This window comes from Thiohalorhabdus sp. Cl-TMA (genome assembly GCF_041821045.1).
Lineage (GTDB): Bacteria > Pseudomonadota > Gammaproteobacteria > Thiohalorhabdales > Thiohalorhabdaceae > Thiohalorhabdus > Thiohalorhabdus methylotropha.
The window spans coordinates 1-17,872 of sequence record NZ_JBGUAW010000012.1 but is presented as its reverse complement, the minus strand read 5'-3'; the positions used below and the strand labels follow the sequence as shown (position 1 = coordinate 17,872).

Below are 17,872 nucleotides of genomic sequence, written 5' to 3'. Positions count from 1 at the left end.
CGATTACTCGAAGCTGTGCTCTTTTGTCGGGAAGGCTCCGCTGCGCACCTCCTGGCAGAAGCTGCCGATGGCTTCGCGCACCGTGGCCGCCCCATCCAGGTACTGCTTGGCGAACCGCGGCTGGAAGCCTTCGAACAGTCCCAGCGCGTCGTGCAATACCAGTACCTGGCCATCACAGTCGCGGCCCGCACCGATGCCGATCACCGGGATGCTCACGGATTCGGTGACCCGCCGGGCCACGTCCCGGGGCACGGCCTCCAGCAACAGCGCCCGGGCACCGGCCTGCTCCATATCCATGGCCTCCTCCACCAGCGCGGCGGCACGCTCGGGCTCGCGTCCTTGGACTCGAAAACCGCCGAACTGATGGACGGACTGCGGAGTCAAGCCGAGATGTCCCATGACCGGGATATCCCGGTCCTGAAGAAAGGCCACCGTTTCAACCATGGGCGCCCCGCCCTCCAGCTTCACCATTTCACAGCCGCCCTCGGCCATCAGCCGGGTCGCGCTATCGAGGGCCTGGGCGGGGCTGGATTTGTAGGCCCGGAACGGCAGGTCCGCCACCACCAGGGCCCGGGAGCGCCCTCGGGTCACGCAGCGCGTGTGATAGACCATCTGGTCCAGCGTGACCGGCAGCGTAGTGGATTCCCCCTGCACCACCATCCCCACGGTATCCCCCACCAGCAGGATGTCCACACCGGCCTCGTCGGCCAGACGGGCAAAGGTATAGTCATAGGCCGTGATCGCTGCCAGGGGCTCCTGACCATCCCGGCTCTTGTGCAGATTGTCGACGGTGAGGGCACTCATGCTTGATCATTCTCCGGGCTAATTGCGGCCCATTCGGACCCTTCTACCAGCTCCACGCGCCCCTCGTCGGGGCAGGCCCGCTCCAGGTCGCGGATGCGCTCACCGTCCGGAAGCCGGAAATCGGGAGCGATCTCTGCCCAGGGGACCAGAACGAAACGGCGCTCGCTAAGTCGAGGATGGGGGAGGAGTAGATGGGCGGTTTCCAAGGTTCGGTCATCCACCGCCAACAGGTCCAGGTCCAGACTGCGCGGACCCCATCTCGGCCCGTCCCGGCGGCGGCCGAGCTCGGCTTCAACGTCCAAAAGCCGCTGCAGCCATTGCTCGGGCAGCGGCTCCCCGTGGAACAGGGCCACGGCGTTGAGAAAATCCGGCTGCTGAGTGTAGCCCACGGGCCCCGTCCGGTAAAGTCCGCTCACGCGGGCCAATTTCCCCGGCACCACCTCCGCCAGGCGCGCCAGTCCCTGCTGCAGGATGGTCCGGGAATCCCCCTGATTGCTGCCGAGTCCCACGAATATCTCACTCATTTACCGGCCCTTCCGTGCGTACCACCAATTCCCGCTCCTCTTCGGCGCTGTTCACTTCCCCGCGAACCCGGGCCCGCACGAGACGCTCCAGCCAGCGCCCCACTTCCGGCCCCTGGGGCACCCCCAGCTCGATGAGGTCCGATCCGCTCAAGGCACCTCGTATCCCCCGCAAATGCTGGATGTAATGGCTGATGGCCTCCCGGACGCCGGCGTGTCCGGTAACCGCCATCAAGGCCAGCACGATTTCCAGGGAAATCCGCTCCAGGTGCTCGAAGACCCCCGCCGGATCCTCGCCGCGCACCGCGCCGCCGATGACCGCTTGCTCGAAACGGTCGGCACGCCTGCGGTCCCCCGTTATCCGATGGGCATCCCGCGACCGCACCTCGAACCCCGTCAGGGCATCCCCGAGCTCCTCGGGCGGGAGCTTCCAGAGCAGGAGGGTAAGCAATACCTTCCAGCGCACGGGGGCTTCCTCCCGGAAAAGCAACCGGTACCAATCCAGCACGTCCCGGCCCGCTTCCACCCGTTCCACCGCCCCATCGCGTTCAGCCTCCAACGCGGGATGGACGAAGCGGAGCATGCCGAGCCCAGCCAGCCGCCGGACCCCTTCAACTGCGCCCCCCGCCTCGAGAAGATAGCGCAGCTCCCGGAACAACCGGTGCCCGGAAAGACGGGCCGGCAGCTCAAGGTCCACCGCATTGCGGATCAGCCGCAGGCTCTGGGCGTCGATCTGGAACGCCAGCTCCGCCTCGAAGCGGGCGGCCCGCAGGATGCGGGTGGGATCCTCCACGAAGGAGAGGCTGTGCAGCACGCGGATCGTTCCCTGGCGGATGTCCTGTAGCCCCCCGAACAGGTCCAGGAGCCGGCCGAACCGCGTCCCGTCCAATTCCACGGCGAGCGCGTTAATGGTGAAATCCCGGCGGAACAGATCCGCCTTGATGGAGCCAGCCTCCACCTCCGGCAGCGCCGCGGGGTAGGGGTAATGCTCGATGCGCGAGGTGGCCAGGTCGATGCGCTCCCCTTCCGGGCCGAGGAGCACGGCGGTCCCGAACCGCTGGTGGGCGTGCAGGTGCCAGCCGTATTCCCGGGCGAACCGGTTGCCCAGATCGATGGCGGCGCCTTCCACCACCACATCCACATCGGTGTTGCGCCGGTGCAGTATGATATCCCGTACCAGACCGCCCACCAGAAAGGCCCGCTCCCCCGCCTCCGCGGCCAGCCCGCCGAGGCGCTCCAGGGCGGTCACTGCATCCCGCGGCAGCATTTCCCGCATTCGGCCGGAAAGGTTGCGCCGGCTGCCGGCATGCTCCCCGGCCGGAAGCGGATCGGGAAGCTCCGGACTCTCCTCCCGCCAATTGCGGATCAGGTCCGAGCGCGTCAGGATCCCCGCCAATCGGCCCTCCTCCACCACGGCCACCAGCGGATAATCGCGGTCGAGGATCCATCCCTCGGCGGCATGGATCGATTCATCGGGATCGAGGGCCGGCAGGGGCGCCACGTATTCCGCCAGGGGCTGTTCCCCCAGTCCGTGTGCCCGGGCCCGGGCAAGCATGGTCTGATCCACCCAGCCCATCGGACGCCCGTTATCATCCACCACCGGCATCCGGGCCAGAGGGTAGCGGCCGAGGCGCTCCGCTGCCTCGGTCACGGTCCGGTCTCCCTGGAGCGAATGCACCTGCCGGGTGGCAAGGGCCCCCACGGTCTGCGGGTGTCCATGGAACCGGGTCAGCACCTCCACCAGTTGCTCCCGGACCTCCGCCAGGGGCACACCCGGCAGGGAGGCGGATGCGGCATGGCCGTGGCCGCCTCCCCCCAGCTCCCCGAGAATCTGGCCCACATCCGGGCCACCCGGATGGGCTCGGGCGATGACGAATACCCGCGCCCCCTGCTGAATGAGGGCGAAAAAGGCCTCGGCCTCGACGCTGTCCATGAGCCGCTGCACCACGTTGGCGGCATCCTGGACCGCCCCCGGATCCGCCACGGCGCCCAGGAGAACGGCGTGCCGGAGCCCGCTGACCGGCTCGGCGGCCTCGAGCAGCTGATCGAGGAGATGGATCTGAGCGGGAGAAAGGTCCTGGCGAAGGAGCCGCCCCACCAGGGAGAGATCGGCCCCCTGATCCAGGAGCCAGCGGGCGGCCTCGAAATCGGTGTCGGTCACCCCCGCGAAGGTGAGCATCCCGGTGTCTTCATAGACGCCGGCCGCCAGCACGGTGGCCTCCGCCGGGGTCAGACGCACGCCGTTCCGGATCAGCGCAGCCACCATGCCGGCGGTGTTGGAGCCGGTCCGCGAGGCGATCAGCTCGGCGTGCTCCGGGAGCGCGCCATCGCCGTGATGATCGTACACCAGCAGGCGCCGCCGGGGATCCCGGGCGATTTCGGAGAAGGGCCCCAGGTGTGTCAGGTCCCGGGTATCCACCACCACCAGGGTTTCCACCGCGCGGGCATCCACCTCCCGTGCGTCCAGGACCCGCGGAGCCTGGTCACCCAGGTGGCGCAGCAGCCAGTTCGCCGCCGGTTCGGCGCCCTGGGCGAGCACCGGAACCGCCCCGGACACCAAATGGCCGGCCGCTACCATGGAGCCCAGGGCATCGAGGTCGGCATTGGGGTGACTGGTGACCACCGCTACCGGAGTTTGGCGGTTCACGGCACTCCCCCGGCGGGGAAATTCAGGCGGATTGCTTGTCGTTGCTGCGGCCCTGGCCGCCGCCCTTGATACCTACCAGTTTGGACCGCTTGGAAGAAGGGGCGTCGAGCAGGTCCTTCCACCACTGCACCAGCTCCGGATCGGCCTCGCCGGAGCGGCCGCGCAGAGCCAGAAAATCGAAGCCGGCCCGGAAGCGGGGATGGCCGAGCAGCCGCAGGGCCCGCTTGCCACGGGAGCGTTCCAGGCGCCCCTGAAGGGCCCAGATCTCCCGCACGCCCTCGGCGAACCGCTTGGGAAGGGCCACCTGGCGGGTCTGCCTCCGTAGCACCCGGCCGGTACCCTTCTGGAGGGCATCCTCCGGCGAATACCCCTCCTCCTCCTCCAGCAGCCGCCGCTCCCGTTCCAGCGGATGCCAAAGGAGAGCGGCGAACAAAAAAGCGGGGGTTACCGGCAGGTCTTCCCGGACCCGCCGGTCCGTATCCTCGAAAACCTGGGTCAGGAAGGTATGGGGGAAATTGTTCTCTTCCTCTCCCAGGAGGGCGGCGGTCTCCGGAAAGACCCACTCGAAGAGCCGGAAGCGGCGCAGGAGCTGGTAGGCGGCAACGCTGGTCCCGGAGAGGAAGAGCTTGTTGACTTCCTCGAACAGGCGCGCGGCCGGCACGTCCTCCAGCAGATGGCTCAGCTGGGTGATGGGCGCGGCCGTACCGGCATCGATGAAGAAGCCAAGCTTGGCCGCGAAGCGCACCGCCCGCAGCATGCGGACCGGGTCCTCGCAGTAGCGCGTCTCCGGATCCCCGATGAGGCGCATCCGACCGGCACGCAGATCCTCCAGGCCACCCACGTAGTCCACCACGGAGAAATCGGCGATGTTGTAGTAGAGGGCGTTCACCGTGAAATCGCGGCGGAACACATCCTCTTCCAGGGTCCCGTAGACGTTGTCGCGGAGGATAAGGCCGTCCTCGGTCCGGACCTTGTCCTGGCCGTCGGGGTCGGTTCCCGAACCGCGGAAGGTCGCCACCTCGACGATATCGCCCTTGAAGTGTACATGGGCGAGCCGGAAGCGCCGTCCGATTAGCCGACAGTTCCGGAACACTTCCGCCACCTCCTCGGGGCGGGCGTCGGTGGCGATGTCGAAATCCTTGGGCTCCCGGCCCAGGAGGAGATCCCGGACGCTGCCGCCCACCAAGTAGGCGCCATAGCCCTGGCTGTGCAAACGGTAGAGCACCTTGAGCGCATTGGGGCAGATCTGCTGGCGGGAGACTCCGTGCTCCGGGCGCGAGATGATCCGGGCACCGCCCTCATGGTTCTCGCTCCGGGGATCGGCGGCAGAGCTCTGGGTCATCCGTGACTCAATAGGCGCATCCGAATTTTCTGGATGGGGCACATATGTCATGGTCAAAAGGGTAGCCGAGCGAAGGGGAAACGTAAAATCTCAGCGGCCCTCCCCTTACGGCATTCAGGAAAGGCTTGAACCACCTCACGTTTCCTACTATACTTTCGTTTTGATTTCGACGCTCCCATCGTCTAGTGGTCTAGGACGTCGGCCTCTCACGCCGAAAACAGGGGTTCGAGTCCCCTTGGGAGCGCCAAATTCCGCGCTTTTCGCCCCGGCAGCCGCCGGGGCTTTTTTGTGCTCAGCCGCGCGGGTGGTGACTGGCATGGAGCGACTTGAGTCGCTCCCGGGCCACATGCGTGTAGATCTGGGTGGTGGACAGGTCGCTGTGGCCCAGCAACATCTGTAGAGACCGCAGATCCATGCCGTGGTTCAGCAGGTGCGTCGCGAAGGAGTGGCGAAGGGTATGCGGGGACAGCGGCTTTTCGATCCCCAGCTCCTCGGCGTACTTGCGGATGCGGTACCAGACTGCCTGCCGGGTCAGACCACTGCCGCGCCGGGAAACGAAGACCCGGTCGCTGGCCCTTCCCTCCAAAAGCACGGGCCGGGCATGTTCCAGATAACGGGCCAGCCAGCCCAGCGCCTCCTCCCCGAGGGGAACCAGACGCTGCTTTCCGCCCTTCCCCGTCACCAGCACATAGCCGGCATCCTGCCGGTACTGGCCCAGCGGCAGCCCCACCAGCTCCGAAACCCGCAGGCCGGTAGCGTACATCACCTCCAGCATGGTGCGGTCCCGCATGCCCAGGGGATCCCCCGCATCGGGGGCGTTCAGGAGGGCTTCCACCTCTGACTCCGTCAGGGTATCGGGAAGGCGGGCGTCGAGGCGCGGGGCCTCCACCTCCCGGCAGGGGTCGTCGGCCAACCGGCCCTCCTCCAGGAGGAACCGGAAGAATCGCCGCAAGGTGGACAGCTGGCGGGCGATGGTGCGCGGCTTGGCGCCCCGGCGCATCTGGGCAGCCAGAAAGCCGAGCACCTGCTCCCGGACCACGTCATCCAGAGGCACCTGCTCTCCCAGCCACCCGCCGAACCGCTGCAGGTCCCGCCGATACGCCGCCAGGGTATTGTCGGAGAGGCCGGCCTCCAGCCACAGACGGTCCAGGAACCTATCCACAAGCTCCGAGCCCCGCTCCGACGCCGGACCGTCCTGCTCAGCCATACTCCCCGGTCCCTTCCCATCCCTCCCATGCCAGGAGCCACCGCTTGATCCGGAGCCCCTCTCCACCGGCGCTGCCCCGCATGTACCCGCCAAGGCCATTGCGACTCACCACCCTATGGCACGGAACGATCAGCGGCCAGGGATTGGCTCCCGCTGCGTTGCCCACCGCCCGGGGCGAGCTGCCGAGCCAGCGGGCGAGCTCCCCATACGTCACGGTGCTCCCGGGCGGGATCCGGCGCATTGCCCACCAGACCCGCCACTGGAAAGAGGTGGCCCGGTACGGGGCCAGGGGGACTTCGAGGCGTGGCTGTCGCGGATCCGCGAAGTAAGCCAGCAAGGCCGCCCGAGCACGCTCCAGGGCCGGGCTTGTCGGCTCCCGGAAGTCCTCGTCTATGCCGTCGGAGGCCCAGCGAACCCGGGTTATCCCCCGCGGTCCGCCCTGGATGGCCAGCGGTCCGGCCGGCGTGCGCATGATCAGCCCGCGCTCAGGGCTTTCCTGCTTGTTCAATGGATCCCGTCCCAAGACGATTCAATCGCCGCCTGACGGCCATATCCTGACTGGCAGAGCCGGCACCCAGAAGCTTGCGGTAGAGATGCCGGGCATCCTGGGCGTAGTCGGTCTGCTCCAGGGAGCGGGCGGCCTGGAATCGCGCCGTCCTTCCCCAGCGGTCCTCGATGCCGCCGGGGGGATGGGCGGCGGATCGCAGAAACAGGGCCGCCGCCCCGCGATGGTCCCCCAGCGCCTCGCGGCACTCGCCCATCCAGAATAGCAGCTCCCGGCGGGCTTGCTGGTCCTTCACCGCCGCGTACACGCCGCGGAATATGCCGAGGGCGGCCCGGGAGTGGTCCGCCTGCTGAAGGTCGAAGACCACCTGCAGGAAATGCTCCCGGAAACCGGCGTCCTCAAGCGGGCCGGGATCCTCCAGTATGGCCCGCAGGTCCTCCGTGCCCGCCTTGAAACGGCCGAGCTTGATGCGGAGGCGCGCCCGGGTCAACCGCCATGGCGCCGCCTTGACGCCCTCGGGAAGGGCCTCGATCCCGGCCATCCAGGCCAATGCCTGTTCATAGTGCTCCTCGGCAAGGGCCAACCGACCGAGATGCACGCGCAGCAGGGGGGACAGCGCCCCTTCTTCCTGGAAGGCGGGTCCTTCCCGGAATAACCGGAATGCCGTGCGTTCCAGTCCGGCCGCCCCGAGGGCCTTCACCAGTCCGATCCGGGCCCGATTGCGGGCCTCCCGGGACCGGCCCAGCAGGGATACCGAGGCGAGGAGCGCCCGCCTTCCGACCCCGCCCGCCGAGCGGGCGCGCTCTATCCATTTGCGGTCCTCCCCCACCAGGAGGCCCGCCTCGTTGCCGAGCGATTCCCCGAGCTGCAGGTAGGCCTCCCAGGTTCGCTCGACGGGCCGGGAATGCGCGACGCCCCGGCCGCTCTCCAAGACCTTTTCCAGCGCCTGGAGGTGCGCCCGCTCCTCGCCCCTGCGTGCGGCGATGCCGGCCACGGCGCTCCAGGCCCGGGCGGCTTCGCCGCCTCGGGCCTCCTTCGCCCAGATCCGGGCCTCCTCGTAAGCCTGCCGGCGCCGGCCCAGCTCCCCGAGGATGCGGATGCGGAGCTGACGCGCTTCAGCACTCTCCGCGGATTCGCCGAGAATGCTCAAGGCGGTTTCCCTCGCGCCGCCCCGCAAGAAGATCCGTGCCTGCTCCACCTGCTCGGAAGCTTCGAACGCACCCTTTTCCCGGCCGCGTCGATACCGCCGAACCGCCAGCATGGCGTCCTGCCAGTGCCCCGCCTCCGCATAGCTCCGGTAAACAAGGCGCAGCCAGGATCGAAGCGCCTCGGCCGCGGGGTAGCCGGCGATCAGACGCACCAGGCGCTTCCGGGCTTCGGCAGGCCTGCCCAGATCCAGCTCCGCCTCGGCGGCCCGATGCCCTACCCATTGCCGGTATGCCTCCGAAGCCGCGTCCGGAATCGCTCCGGCGAGCGCCACCACTTCCCGCCGACGGCCCTGTAGCTCCAGGGCCCGGACCCGGAGACGGGCCCATTGCTCCCAGGTCTGTGTATCGGGCTCCGGGGGGTCCCGGGACAAGGTGTCCAGGGCCAAGCCTCCGGCACCGGCGGCGAGCTGGCTGGCCGCCGCCTCCAGGTCCGCGGCCTCGGCCAGCTTTCCCGGACCCCCTATCAGGAGTATCAACAACGACAGCGCAGCCACAAAAAAACGCGGAGGGATCGCCTCCGCGTTTCCTGGCCGTATTCCCGCCGGGCTGCCTCGCAGAACGGCTAGCTCCCGTTTCGGGTGCAGGCTCATCACATCCCCGCTCGCTTACTTCGCGGTGCGTTTTTCCGGGATGCGGGCCGCCTTGCCCTCGCGCTCGCGCAGGTAGTACAGCTTGGCCTGCCGGACACGGCCGCGGCGCTGCACCTCGATCTTCTCGATACGCGGCGAGTGCAGGGGGAATACCCGCTCCACGGGCTCGCCGTAGGAAACCTTGCGGACGGTGATGGCGGAATGGAGGCCGCGCTTGCGGTAGGCCAGGACCACGCCCTCGAAGGCCTGCACCCGCTCCCGGCTCCCTTCCACGACCCGGGTGTGCACCCGGACGGTGTCCCCGGGACCGAAATCGGGGATATCGGTCTTCATCTGCTCGCGCTCAAGTTCTTGGATGATGTCGGACATGGTCCTTGCTCCCTTCCTGGATTCGGGCCAAAACGATTCGGGTGGGAGAGCCGGCGCCGGTCAGTCTTCCCGGACTGCAAGCTCCCGGAGGAGCAGCGCATCGCCGCCGTTCTCCCGTATGTACTCGGTCAGCAGATCCCGTTCCCGGGATGTAAGCCCGCGCTCCCGCAGCAGGTCCGGACGGCGCTCCCAGGTCCGGCCCAGGGCCTGCTGTCGCCGCCACTGCCGGATACGGGCATGATCTCCCGAAAGCAGCACCTCGGGGACCTCCCGTCCCTCAAAGCGCTGCGGACGGGTATAGTGCGGGCAGTCCAGCAGGCCCTCCACGAAGCTGTCCTCTTCCGCGGAGGCGGGCTCCCCCAGCACCTCGGGCTGCAATCGGGCCACGGCGTCGATCACCACCAGCGCCGCGAACTCGCCGCCCGAGAGCACGTAGTCGCCCACGGAAAGCTCCTGGTCAACCCGGCCTTCCAGGGCGCGCTCGTCGATTCCCTCATATCGCCCACAGAGCAGGGTAAGGCCGGGAAGCTCCGCCAGCTCGGCCACCTTCCGGTGATCGAGGGACGCCCCCTGCGGCGATAGGTAAATGACGGGCGCGTCCTCCGGCATACCGGCCCGGGCGTGGTCGACGGCATCGGAAACCACTTGCGGCTGCATGACCATGCCGGGCCCGCCACCGAAGGGCCGGTCATCCACCGTACGGTGCCGGTCCCGGGAAAAATCCCGGATATCGGTGAAGTCGAAGCCGAGCCGGCCCTGCTCCCGGGCCCGCCCGAGGACCCCGTAGGAAAGGGCCGCCTCGAACAGCCCGGGGAACAGCGTCAGGACGTGGAAATGCACCGTGGCTCCGCAGGGCTAGAAATCAGGGTCCCAATCCACCCGAATCAGTCCCCGGGCCGGATCCACCTCGGGCACCGCCTCCTCCGTGAAGGGAATCAGCCGCTCCCGGTCGGAGCCCGCCACCACCAGCACGTCGTTGGCTCCCGTCTCGATCAGGCTGTCCACTTCGCCCAACGGAGCCCCGTCCAGCGTTTCCACGGCGAGCCCCAGGAGATCGACCCAGAGATATTCCCCGGGCTCTTCTTCCCCCAGGGCTTCGCGGGGCAGCTGAAGGGGCGTGCCCAGAAGCTCCCGGGCCGCCTCGCGGCCGTCCACTCCTTCGATCCGGGCCACCAGCCGCGCCCCTTTGGCCTCGCGCTCGGAAATCTTCCGGCAATCTCGACCTTCCCCGAGCAGCAGCCAGAGATAATCGAACCGCAGAAGATCTCCCGGCCGGTCCAGGTATGAATAGAGGCGGACACCGCCATGGACGCCGTACAGCCCATGGATGCGGCCGACCGTTACCCACTCCGTTTCGGCATTCGGGCGCCGCGCGGGGGTTCGGGACTGCGCCATAACCGGCCTACGCGGTGGTCAGGCCTTCCTTGCGCAGCAGTCCCTTCACGGATCCGGAGACCTGGGCGCCCTGGTCCAGCCACACCTTGGTCCGCTCCACGTCCAGCTTGTAGTCCTTGGACTTGGAGGTCGGGTTATAGTAGCCGAGCCTCTCGATGAAGTCGCCATCGCGCGGGCTGGAATGCTCGGTGACAACGATCTGGTAGAAGGGCCGCTTCTTGGCGCCCCCGCGGGCAAAACGGATAGTGACCATAGAGTCTCGACTCCTGAGGAACTGCTTCGGACCTTGTGAAAACGCGGAAATATACCGGATTTTGGCTAGAACGGAAAGTCCTGATCGCCCATTTTGCCGCCCATCTGGGCCATCATCTTCTTCATTCCGCCCTTCTTCTTCATCTGCTTCATGGCCTTCTGCATCTGCGCGAACTGCTTGAGCAGGCGGTTCACCTCCTGTACGGAGGTGCCGCTCCCGCTGGCGATGCGGCGCTTCCGGCTCGCCTTGATGGCGTCGGAATGGCGGCGCTCCCAGGGGGTCATGGAATTGATGATGGCGTCCATGCGGGTGATCTGGCTCTCGTCGAACCCGGCCATGCCCCCGGCCAGCTTCTCTCCGCCGGGCAGCTTGTCCAGGATGCTGCCCAGACCACCCATGCGCTTGATCTGCTGGAGCTGATCCTGGAAGTCGGCGAGGCTCATGCCCTTGCCCGATTTCAGCTGCTTCTCGAGCTTTTCCGCCTGGTCCTGGTCGGCCGTCCGCTGCGCTTCCTCCACCAGGGAAAGCACGTCGCCCATGCCGAGGATCCGGGAGGCCAGACGGTCCGGGTGAAACGGCTCCAGGGCCTCGGTCTTCTCGCCCACACCCAGGAACTTGATGGGCTTGCCCGTAACGTGTCGGATGGACAGCGCCGCGCCGCCGCGGGCGTCGCCGTCGGTCTTGGTCAGCACCACACCGGTAAGGTCCAGGGCGTCATTGAAGGCCTCGGCGGTCTGCACGGCGTCCTGACCGGTCATGGCATCGGCCACGAGAAGGGTCTCGGCGGGCTCCAGGGTCTGCTGCAGGCCCTGGATCTCCTCCATGAGGTCCTCATCGATATGGAGCCGGCCCGCCGTATCCACGATCACGACGTCGGCGCTGCGGATACGCGCCTCTTCCAAAGCCCGCTCGGCGATGACCTTCGGATCCTCGGTACTCTGGCTGGGAACGAAGGCGGCCCCCACCTCACCGGAGAGGGTTTCCAGCTGGTCGATGGCGGCCGGCCGGTAGATGTCGGCGCTGGTCACGACCACGCTCTTCTTCTCCCGCTCGCGCAGGAAACGGGCCAGCTTGGCCACGGTGGTGGTCTTGCCCGAGCCCTGCAGTCCCGCCATGAGGACAACGGCCGGCGGTCGAACCGCGAGGTTCAGGCTGTCGTTCTCGTCGCCGAGCAGATGCTCCAGCTCCTCCTTGACAACACCCACCACGGCCTGTCCGGGCGTGAGGCTGTTGAGCACCTCCTGACCGACCGCGCGCTCCCTGACCCGATCGATGAAGGCCTTCGCCACCGGCAATGAGACATCCGCCTCCAGGAGGGCGATGCGCACCTGCCGAAGGGCGTCGGAGATATTATTCTCCGTGAGCTTGCCCTGGCCCTTGAGGTCCTTGAATACGCCCTGTAGCCGGTCGGAAAGATTTTCAAACATGGTCTTGGCCGTTTTCCGTATTTGAGTTCATGCGTAAACCGTCGTATTTTACGGTGGATCTATCCAGGAACCAATGATCCGGTTGCGGGCAAAGCCGCCCTGAACCGGCCACCGGCCAAATCGCGTAACCGAATCCCATGAGCACAGCGGTCATCTTCTGGCTGCAGATCCTTTCGGCGCTTCTGTATGGCGGCGCGGCCGCGCAGGAGTGGACGACCATCCGGAGACGGGGCGAGCATTCCCTGGCACCCGCCCTCTGGCTGGGCGGTAGCGCCCTGGTCCTCCATTCCGTGGGCGTTGCCGCGGAGGTTCTGGCGGGCGACCATCTGAACCTGGATCTGAGCTATGCCCTGTCCCTGTTCACCTGGCTGGTGGTGCTCCAGTTCCTGCTGGCCATCCTGTTTCTGAAGGTGGAGCTCCTGGGCCTGATCCTGTTTCCCCTGGCCGCCGTCGTGCTGCTGGTGGAGGCCTTCGCGCCCACCGGGACCGCCCTTCGCATCGAGGTGGACCAGCCGGCGCTGCTCGGCCACCTGGTGCTCTCCCTGCTCGCCTACGGCACCCTAACCATGGCCGCCGTCCAGGCGGGGCTGCTCGGCTGCCAGGAGGGCCACCTGCGTCGCAAGCGCATGGGGCTCATGAGCCGCATACTGCCCCCCATGCAGCCCATGGAGCGGCTGCTCTTCCACCTGCTGCGCATCGGCTTCGGCCTGCTGACCCTGGTGGTCTTGAGCGGCGCGGTCTTCTCCGAGCAGATCTTCGGACAGCCCTTCACCTTCGACCACAAGACCGTGCTCAGCCTGATCGCCTGGGCGGTCTTCGGACTGCTCCTCTGGGGCCACAACCACTACGGATGGCGGGGCCGCACGGCGGTCCGCTGGACCCTCTCCGGCTACGGACTGCTCATCCTCGCCTATTTCGGCGTCCGCTTCATTCTCGAGCTCAGGGCCTAAACAGGCCGCCCTCCGTCCATGAACACCTCTCTGGGCACCCTTTTCGTACTGCTGGGCATCCTGCTGGCCCTGTCCGGATTTTTCTCGGGCTCCGAGACGGCCATGATGGCCCTGAACAAGTACCGCCTCCGCCATCGGGCGGATCAGGGGCACCGGGGCGCCCGTATCGCCTCCAAGCTGCTGGAGCGTCCGGATCGCCTGATCGGCGTGATTCTGCTGGGCAACAACTTCGTCAACATCGCCGCGGCGAGTGTCTCTTCCATCATCGCCCTGCGGCTAATGGGGGAGGCCGGGCTCTTCCTCTCCACCATCATTCTCACGGTGGTGGTCCTGATCTTCTCCGAGCTCGCTCCCAAGACCATGGCCGCCACCTATCCGGAGCGCCTGGCTTTTGTGGCCGCTCCGGTTCTTCGACCCCTTCTGCTGGTGCTCTATCCCCTGGTGGTGGCCATCAACGCCATAGCCAACACACTCCTGCGAGCTCTCCGGCTCACCCAGGGGCCGGTTCGGACCAGCCTCAGCGAGGAGGAGCTGCGCACGGTCATCGTCGAGGAAAGCGCCCTGCTACCCGCGCGCCGCCAGCGGATGCTGCTCAACATATTCGAGCTGTCGCGGGTGACGGTGGCGGACGTCATGGTCCCCCGCACCGAGATGACCATCATCAACATCGATGCGGACTGGGGGGACATCCTGGCCCAATTCCGCGCCTCTCCACACACCCGGTTCCCCGTCTACCGCCGGGATCCGGACCATATCGTGGGGGTCATTCACGGTAAGGACCTGCTGAAGCTGGAGGACATGGAAACCGGCGAGCCCTCGCGGGAAACCATTTCCGCCCTGGTGCGCGAGCCCTACTTCATTCCCGACACCACCCCCCTGCAGGAGCAGCTCATCCAGTTCCAGCGCCGCCGCCAGCACATGGGCTTGGTGGTGGACGAATACGGAGACGTGGTGGGTCTGGTCACGCTGGAGGACATCCTCGAGGAGATCGTCGGGGAGATCCAGGATGAGCACGACCTTCCCATGCGCGGCATCCGCCCCCAGAAGGACGGGAGCCTGCTGGTGGATGCCCAGATCGAGGTCCGGGACCTGAACCGCCAGCTGGGCTGGGACCTTACCACGGGCGGGCCCCGCACCCTGGCGGGCCTGATCATCGAGGAGCTCGAGAGCATCCCCAACGACAACACCAGCCTGAAGGTCGGCGGCCATCCCATGGAGGTGGTGAAGACCCGCAGTCAGACCATCACCGTGGTCCGGGTCTATCCAGACGACACCCAGCGGGGCTGGGTAGGCTAGGGCCACCACGACGCACCATCCGCGAGCACCTATCACCGTTTTGCACCGCTCCGGTGCGTCCGGTGCCCCCATATCCCCCCAAAAACCGGTCATCCGCTGGCACGAGCCTTGCTATGAATGGCTCGTAACGCACCACAAACCGGATCAGCCAGCATGACCACCGTTCACCTTCGGCCCGTCCAGCGCCTGCGCTTGCAGGCGGCAATCTCGGGGCCCATCCAACGGTTGGGCACGGTGTGCGCTCCTGTCTGGGAGGACCCCGCCTCCGTGGACCAGCTCCTGGCCGAGCACCTGGAGCGCATTCCAAGGTGCCGGCTGCTCTATGCGCTGGATACCGGCGGAATCCGGCGCTCCGCCAATGTCCCGCCACGGGAATCTCTCCCGGATTTCCGTGGACAGAACCTCACCCGGCGCGCTTTCTGGGAAGGTCCGCTACCGAGCATTGGCCCCGCACTATCTCCCGTCTATTTGGACCGCGACACGTTTACTCCTTATGTGACCATGATGCAGCCCGTTCGCCTGGGAAGCACCCTGCTCGGCTATCTGGCAGCGGATTTCGGCCTAAACGCTCTTCCCGCACAAGCCGCCCTCGGGGGACCGGAACAGGAACAAGGCGCTCACCCGCATCCTTGCATTGCTACTCTGAAGGATCGGTAGCTCGACACCGCCTTCGAAGCGCTGAAAACCCTGTTCGCGGATGGTCGAATATCCCAAGCCAAGCTGCATTTTTCCGGAGGCTCGGGCTAGCCCTCTACTGCCTTCCACTACCGCGCTCCCGAATGACCTTCAGATCGGCCCAGGCTTTCGCCTTGTCTGCGGGATTACGCAGGAGATAGGCGGGGTGGTAGGTGACCAGTACCGGGGTTTCATGAAAACGGTGCTCGGCCCCGCGCAGCCGGGCCAGTGGCTGCTGGGTCTGGAGCAGCTGCTGGGCCGCGACCCGGCCCAGGGCCACCAGGACCCGGGGCTGGATCACCTCGATCTGGCGACGAAGATATCCTTCGCATTGCGCCACCTCTTCCGGCTTCGGATCCCGATTGTTCGGGGGCCGGCATTTCAGCACGTTGGCGATAAAGACCCCGCCTCCCTTCCGATCCAGGCCGATGGCGGCCAGCATGGCGTCCAGGAGCTGCCCGGCCCGCCCGACGAAAGGCTCTCCCCGGCGGTCCTCCTCGGCCCCTGGGGCCTCGCCGACGAACATGATACGGGCCTCGGGATCCCCGACCCCGAAAACGGTCTGGGTCCGCGTCTGATGGAGCGGACAGGACACGCAATCCGCCACTTCATCGCGGAGGGACTCCAGGGTATCCGGTCGCTCTCCGGGAAGGGGAGCCTCCTCCGCATCGGCTTCCGGAATGAAGTCCGCCCTGGCAGCAGAGCCACCGCTACCTTCCACCATCGCGGACGCCCCGCCACGGCGCCGGTAAAGCGGTATGCCCAGGGCCTCCAGATAGATCCGCTGGCTTCGCGCGTCCAAACCGTTTTCCTCTGTCCGAAGGGTTGATTCCCCGATCCTAACATGGTTAGAATATAAGCCTTGGTTGACGGGCGGATAGCTCAGCGGGAGAGCACTGCCTTCACACGGCAGGGGTCGCTGGTTCGATCCCAGCTCCGCCCACCAGCACAAGGACTTACGAAAGGCAAGATCCCGCCGGCCTTTCGAGAACCAGGGAAAGCGGCCTCAAAACCCGATGGAGGCTGGAATAGGTTCAAAATAAGTGCTCATGAAGCCCCGGCCCACTGGCCGGGGCTTTTTGCGCTCAAGAACAGGAACCCGGCCAGCCCCGTACCAAGAGCAGCAAAATGCGCAGGACTTCTGAATGGAGGGACGGGGTAATTTGCAATTCTGTGTCCCAGCCGAATCAAGGGGGATTTTTGCTGTTTTTGGCCCTAAAATGAGGTTCCATGGATGGACGCTTATACCTCATACTTGGCATGATTCGCATTCTCATAAATGTCACCCCTCTTTTAAGATGGCACCTTACAATTAGCCGTTGGCGGATACTTATATCCACCGCCCAAAGAAAAAATAAAGCAACTAATGAAAATTTCCCCGTATACTTCTTGAATAACATCAAGAGCATTCCTATGGAAATCTCCGAGAGTCTAAACTATTTAAGATCCCAATTGGATCCGCGACTTTACTTTCGAAAGGTCGCACTAGACCCTGTCCTCCACGCCGGTATACAGCGTTCCGGCACCAACTGGCTTAGAGTTATTCTTGAAACAGGGTTCGGTGTCAATCTTATAAATTCCAAAAATCCCAATAGCAAAATTAACCCTAAACACAAGCATTTCAGGGTGCAGGACAATAAAGACTCAATTATAATGAAACCTGCTTTCGTGAACGATATAAAATTAAAATCTTTTGATGATTATAAAAAAATAATAGGCAAAAAAAACGCCAAGGCATTTATAATCTACAAGGACCCTGTTAATTGGATTCAGAGCATTAAACGTTGGGCATTGAAATGGGGGTGGGTAGAAAATGAAGAACAGTTCGGGTATTTAATCAAGGACTATCTATTTGAATGGGACTCATACCATACAAAATGGTCCGAATTTAGCCTGAAATCTCCTAACCAGGTTATAATGTTGCAATATGAAAAATGCGTTTCTTCCAATGAGGGTTATGAGCGTATTTCCAACTTTTTAGGGGTTAGCCCCTTACACACAATGCATCCCCAAAAGGTTTCTCAAAGCTCAAAACGCAAAATAGATGATGTAATAAGTGTAAAAGAGAAAAGTATAAACAACGGGTTTTCCAAATATATTTACGACTCCGTTTCTTTCAAACCGGAATGGCTTGTTTACGATTAATCTGCAAGGTTCTTCGTACCACTAGCCAGCAGCCTGTTGGCATTACTCAGCTAAAAAAAACAAGGAAGAGCACACAAAGATTAAATCAAACTTTCCCTATTCTTAGATTGCCAACCTTGTATAAATATCCACCTTGTCGTGTGACAATATTTTTTATTGAAATTCCCAAATCCATAATAATAACAACAAAATCTTTTCAAAATTTAAAACCTGTGCAATCTTATGGTTTGGCTATGCATTCCAAATTTCTTTCCACACCTACCCATATTTGAGTTTTTCTGTCCTCCCCCGTCCTATATTCTTCGATCTTCCGGTTCAGGGCTCCAGCACCCTATGAAGATCCGGGCTACCGGCCGAGACCTTACCCATACCCCTCCTATAGAGCTTCCGCGGCAGCACCCATTCGCTAAGGGCTTCCGAGGTTAAGGTCTTATACGGGTCCACTGTGTAGCCACGGTATTTGTCGGGACTCGGGGGATTATGTGGCTTCCTCCGAAAGCGGTCGGGGTTTGACTCGTAGTAGGCCTTGAGGACCTCG

Annotated in this window: 18 protein-coding genes and 2 tRNA genes; 6 read left to right on the top strand and 14 right to left on the bottom strand. The window is 64.6% G+C overall.

Going from position 1 to position 17,872, the window contains the following annotated elements; all coding sequences use genetic code 11:
• Positions 1 to 3: 3 nt before the first annotated feature.
• The 4 genes from panB to pcnB are packed head-to-tail and all read right to left on the bottom strand — an operon-like array spanning position 4 to position 5,314.
• Complete coding sequence (gene panB / locus ACERLL_RS15770; RefSeq protein WP_373657064.1) at positions 4 to 804, bottom strand: 3-methyl-2-oxobutanoate hydroxymethyltransferase; 801 nt, start codon at positions 802 to 804, stop codon at positions 4 to 6.
• Entirely contained in the window at positions 801 to 1,328 is a 528-nt protein-coding gene (gene folK, locus ACERLL_RS15765; RefSeq protein WP_373657063.1) for a 2-amino-4-hydroxy-6-hydroxymethyldihydropteridine diphosphokinase, read from the bottom strand. Before folK ends, panB begins: the two co-directional genes overlap by 4 nt.
• Positions 1,321 to 3,972 carry a CBS domain-containing protein gene (locus tag ACERLL_RS15760; RefSeq protein WP_373657062.1) on the bottom strand — a complete coding sequence of 884 codons (2,652 nt, stop codon included), beginning with the start codon at positions 3,970 to 3,972 and terminating at the stop codon, positions 1,321 to 1,323. Before ACERLL_RS15760 ends, folK begins: the two co-directional genes overlap by 8 nt.
• A 22-nt stretch (positions 3,973 to 3,994) precedes the next feature.
• A complete protein-coding gene (gene pcnB, locus ACERLL_RS15755) occupies positions 3,995 to 5,314 on the bottom strand; it encodes a polynucleotide adenylyltransferase PcnB (RefSeq protein ID WP_373657061.1) in 1,320 nt (439 codons plus the stop codon).
• A gap of 171 nt (positions 5,315 to 5,485) precedes the next feature.
• Here pcnB and ACERLL_RS15750 point away from each other — a divergent pair.
• Positions 5,486 to 5,561 (top strand) — tRNA-Glu (locus ACERLL_RS15750).
• Between the two features lie 45 nt (positions 5,562 to 5,606).
• On the opposite strand, the gene xerD is transcribed toward ACERLL_RS15750, so the two are convergent.
• From xerD to ffh, 8 genes are all read right to left on the bottom strand, one after another.
• Positions 5,607 to 6,521 carry a site-specific tyrosine recombinase XerD gene (xerD, locus tag ACERLL_RS15745; protein ID WP_373657060.1) on the bottom strand — a complete coding sequence of 305 codons (915 nt, stop codon included), beginning with the start codon at positions 6,519 to 6,521 and terminating at the stop codon, positions 5,607 to 5,609.
• Positions 6,514 to 7,029: a methylated-DNA--[protein]-cysteine S-methyltransferase gene (locus ACERLL_RS15740; RefSeq protein ID WP_373657059.1), complete on the bottom strand. Its 516-nt coding sequence runs from the start codon at positions 7,027 to 7,029 to the stop codon at positions 6,514 to 6,516. The genes xerD and ACERLL_RS15740 overlap by 8 nt, the downstream gene beginning before the upstream one ends.
• Positions 7,007 to 8,710, bottom strand: a complete 1,704-nt coding sequence (locus tag ACERLL_RS15735) for a hypothetical protein (protein WP_373657058.1) — start codon at positions 8,708 to 8,710, stop codon at positions 7,007 to 7,009. Before ACERLL_RS15735 ends, ACERLL_RS15740 begins: the two co-directional genes overlap by 23 nt.
• Positions 8,711 to 8,839: 129 nt before the next feature.
• Positions 8,840 to 9,193, bottom strand: coding sequence for a 50S ribosomal protein L19 (rplS, locus tag ACERLL_RS15730; RefSeq protein WP_373657057.1), 354 nt, complete (start codon positions 9,191 to 9,193; stop codon positions 8,840 to 8,842).
• Between the two features lie 60 nt (positions 9,194 to 9,253).
• Positions 9,254 to 10,033: a tRNA (guanosine(37)-N1)-methyltransferase TrmD gene (trmD, locus tag ACERLL_RS15725; protein WP_373657056.1), complete on the bottom strand. Its 780-nt coding sequence runs from the start codon at positions 10,031 to 10,033 to the stop codon at positions 9,254 to 9,256.
• 15 nt (positions 10,034 to 10,048) lie between these two features.
• Positions 10,049 to 10,588, bottom strand: coding sequence for a ribosome maturation factor RimM (gene rimM / locus ACERLL_RS15720; protein WP_373657055.1), 540 nt, complete (start codon positions 10,586 to 10,588; stop codon positions 10,049 to 10,051).
• Between the two features lie 7 nt (positions 10,589 to 10,595).
• On the bottom strand, positions 10,596 to 10,841 hold the full coding sequence (rpsP, locus tag ACERLL_RS15715; RefSeq protein ID WP_373657054.1) for a 30S ribosomal protein S16: 246 nt from the start codon (positions 10,839 to 10,841) through the stop codon (positions 10,596 to 10,598).
• Positions 10,842 to 10,906: 65 nt separating this feature from the next.
• Positions 10,907 to 12,268: a signal recognition particle protein gene (gene ffh / locus ACERLL_RS15710; RefSeq protein ID WP_373657053.1), complete on the bottom strand. Its 1,362-nt coding sequence runs from the start codon at positions 12,266 to 12,268 to the stop codon at positions 10,907 to 10,909.
• 137 nt (positions 12,269 to 12,405) lie between these two features.
• On the opposite strand from ffh, the gene ACERLL_RS15705 reads away from it, so the two are divergent.
• From ACERLL_RS15705 to ACERLL_RS15695, 3 genes are all read left to right on the top strand, one after another.
• The gene (locus tag ACERLL_RS15705; protein WP_373657052.1) at positions 12,406 to 13,218 is read left to right on the top strand and encodes a cytochrome C assembly family protein; all 813 of its coding nucleotides are present in this window, start codon (positions 12,406 to 12,408) and stop codon (positions 13,216 to 13,218) included.
• Positions 13,219 to 13,236: 18 nt separating this feature from the next.
• Positions 13,237 to 14,514, top strand: a complete 1,278-nt coding sequence (locus ACERLL_RS15700; protein ID WP_373657051.1) for an HlyC/CorC family transporter — start codon at positions 13,237 to 13,239, stop codon at positions 14,512 to 14,514.
• 153 nt (positions 14,515 to 14,667) lie between these two features.
• Positions 14,668 to 15,171, top strand: coding sequence for a PDC sensor domain-containing protein (locus tag ACERLL_RS15695; RefSeq protein ID WP_373657050.1), 504 nt, complete (start codon positions 14,668 to 14,670; stop codon positions 15,169 to 15,171).
• Positions 15,172 to 15,265: 94 nt separating this feature from the next.
• Here ACERLL_RS15695 and ACERLL_RS15690 read toward each other — a convergent pair whose 3' ends face one another.
• Positions 15,266 to 15,991, bottom strand: coding sequence for a uracil-DNA glycosylase (locus tag ACERLL_RS15690; RefSeq protein WP_373657049.1), 726 nt, complete (start codon positions 15,989 to 15,991; stop codon positions 15,266 to 15,268).
• Between the two features lie 69 nt (positions 15,992 to 16,060).
• Here ACERLL_RS15690 and ACERLL_RS15685 point away from each other — a divergent pair.
• Both ACERLL_RS15685 and ACERLL_RS15680 read left to right on the top strand, forming a co-directional pair.
• Positions 16,061 to 16,135 (top strand) — tRNA-Val (locus ACERLL_RS15685).
• Between the two features lie 284 nt (positions 16,136 to 16,419).
• Complete coding sequence (locus ACERLL_RS15680; protein WP_373657048.1) at positions 16,420 to 17,334, top strand: hypothetical protein; 915 nt, start codon at positions 16,420 to 16,422, stop codon at positions 17,332 to 17,334.
• 315 nt (positions 17,335 to 17,649) lie between these two features.
• Here ACERLL_RS15680 and ACERLL_RS15675 read toward each other — a convergent pair.
• The coding region (locus ACERLL_RS15675) for a hypothetical protein (protein WP_373657047.1) at positions 17,650 to 17,872 on the bottom strand (223 nt) is incomplete at its 5' end.

What these genes read in the sequence shown, in the direction of transcription:
- panB (WP_373657064.1), bottom strand. Translation starts at nt 804, where the DNA reads ATGAGTGCCCTCACCGTCGACAATCTGCACAAGAGCCGGGATGGTCAG.
- folK (WP_373657063.1), bottom strand. Translation starts at nt 1,328, where the DNA reads ATGAGTGAGATATTCGTGGGACTCGGCAGCAATCAGGGGGATTCCCGG.
- pcnB (WP_373657061.1), bottom strand. Translation starts at nt 5,314, where the DNA reads ATGACCCAGAGCTCTGCCGCCGATCCCCGGAGCGAGAACCATGAGGGC.
- xerD (WP_373657060.1), bottom strand. Translation starts at nt 6,521, where the DNA reads ATGGCTGAGCAGGACGGTCCGGCGTCGGAGCGGGGCTCGGAGCTTGTG.
- rplS (WP_373657057.1), bottom strand. Translation starts at nt 9,193, where the DNA reads ATGTCCGACATCATCCAAGAACTTGAGCGCGAGCAGATGAAGACCGAT.
- rimM (WP_373657055.1), bottom strand. Translation starts at nt 10,588, where the DNA reads ATGGCGCAGTCCCGAACCCCCGCGCGGCGCCCGAATGCCGAAACGGAG.
- rpsP (WP_373657054.1), bottom strand. Translation starts at nt 10,841, where the DNA reads ATGGTCACTATCCGTTTTGCCCGCGGGGGCGCCAAGAAGCGGCCCTTC.
- ffh (WP_373657053.1), bottom strand. Translation starts at nt 12,268, where the DNA reads ATGTTTGAAAATCTTTCCGACCGGCTACAGGGCGTATTCAAGGACCTC.
- ACERLL_RS15705 (WP_373657052.1), top strand. Translation starts at nt 12,406, where the DNA reads ATGAGCACAGCGGTCATCTTCTGGCTGCAGATCCTTTCGGCGCTTCTG.
- ACERLL_RS15700 (WP_373657051.1), top strand. Translation starts at nt 13,237, where the DNA reads ATGAACACCTCTCTGGGCACCCTTTTCGTACTGCTGGGCATCCTGCTG.
- ACERLL_RS15695 (WP_373657050.1), top strand. Translation starts at nt 14,668, where the DNA reads ATGACCACCGTTCACCTTCGGCCCGTCCAGCGCCTGCGCTTGCAGGCG.
- ACERLL_RS15680 (WP_373657048.1), top strand. Translation starts at nt 16,420, where the DNA reads ATGGATGGACGCTTATACCTCATACTTGGCATGATTCGCATTCTCATA.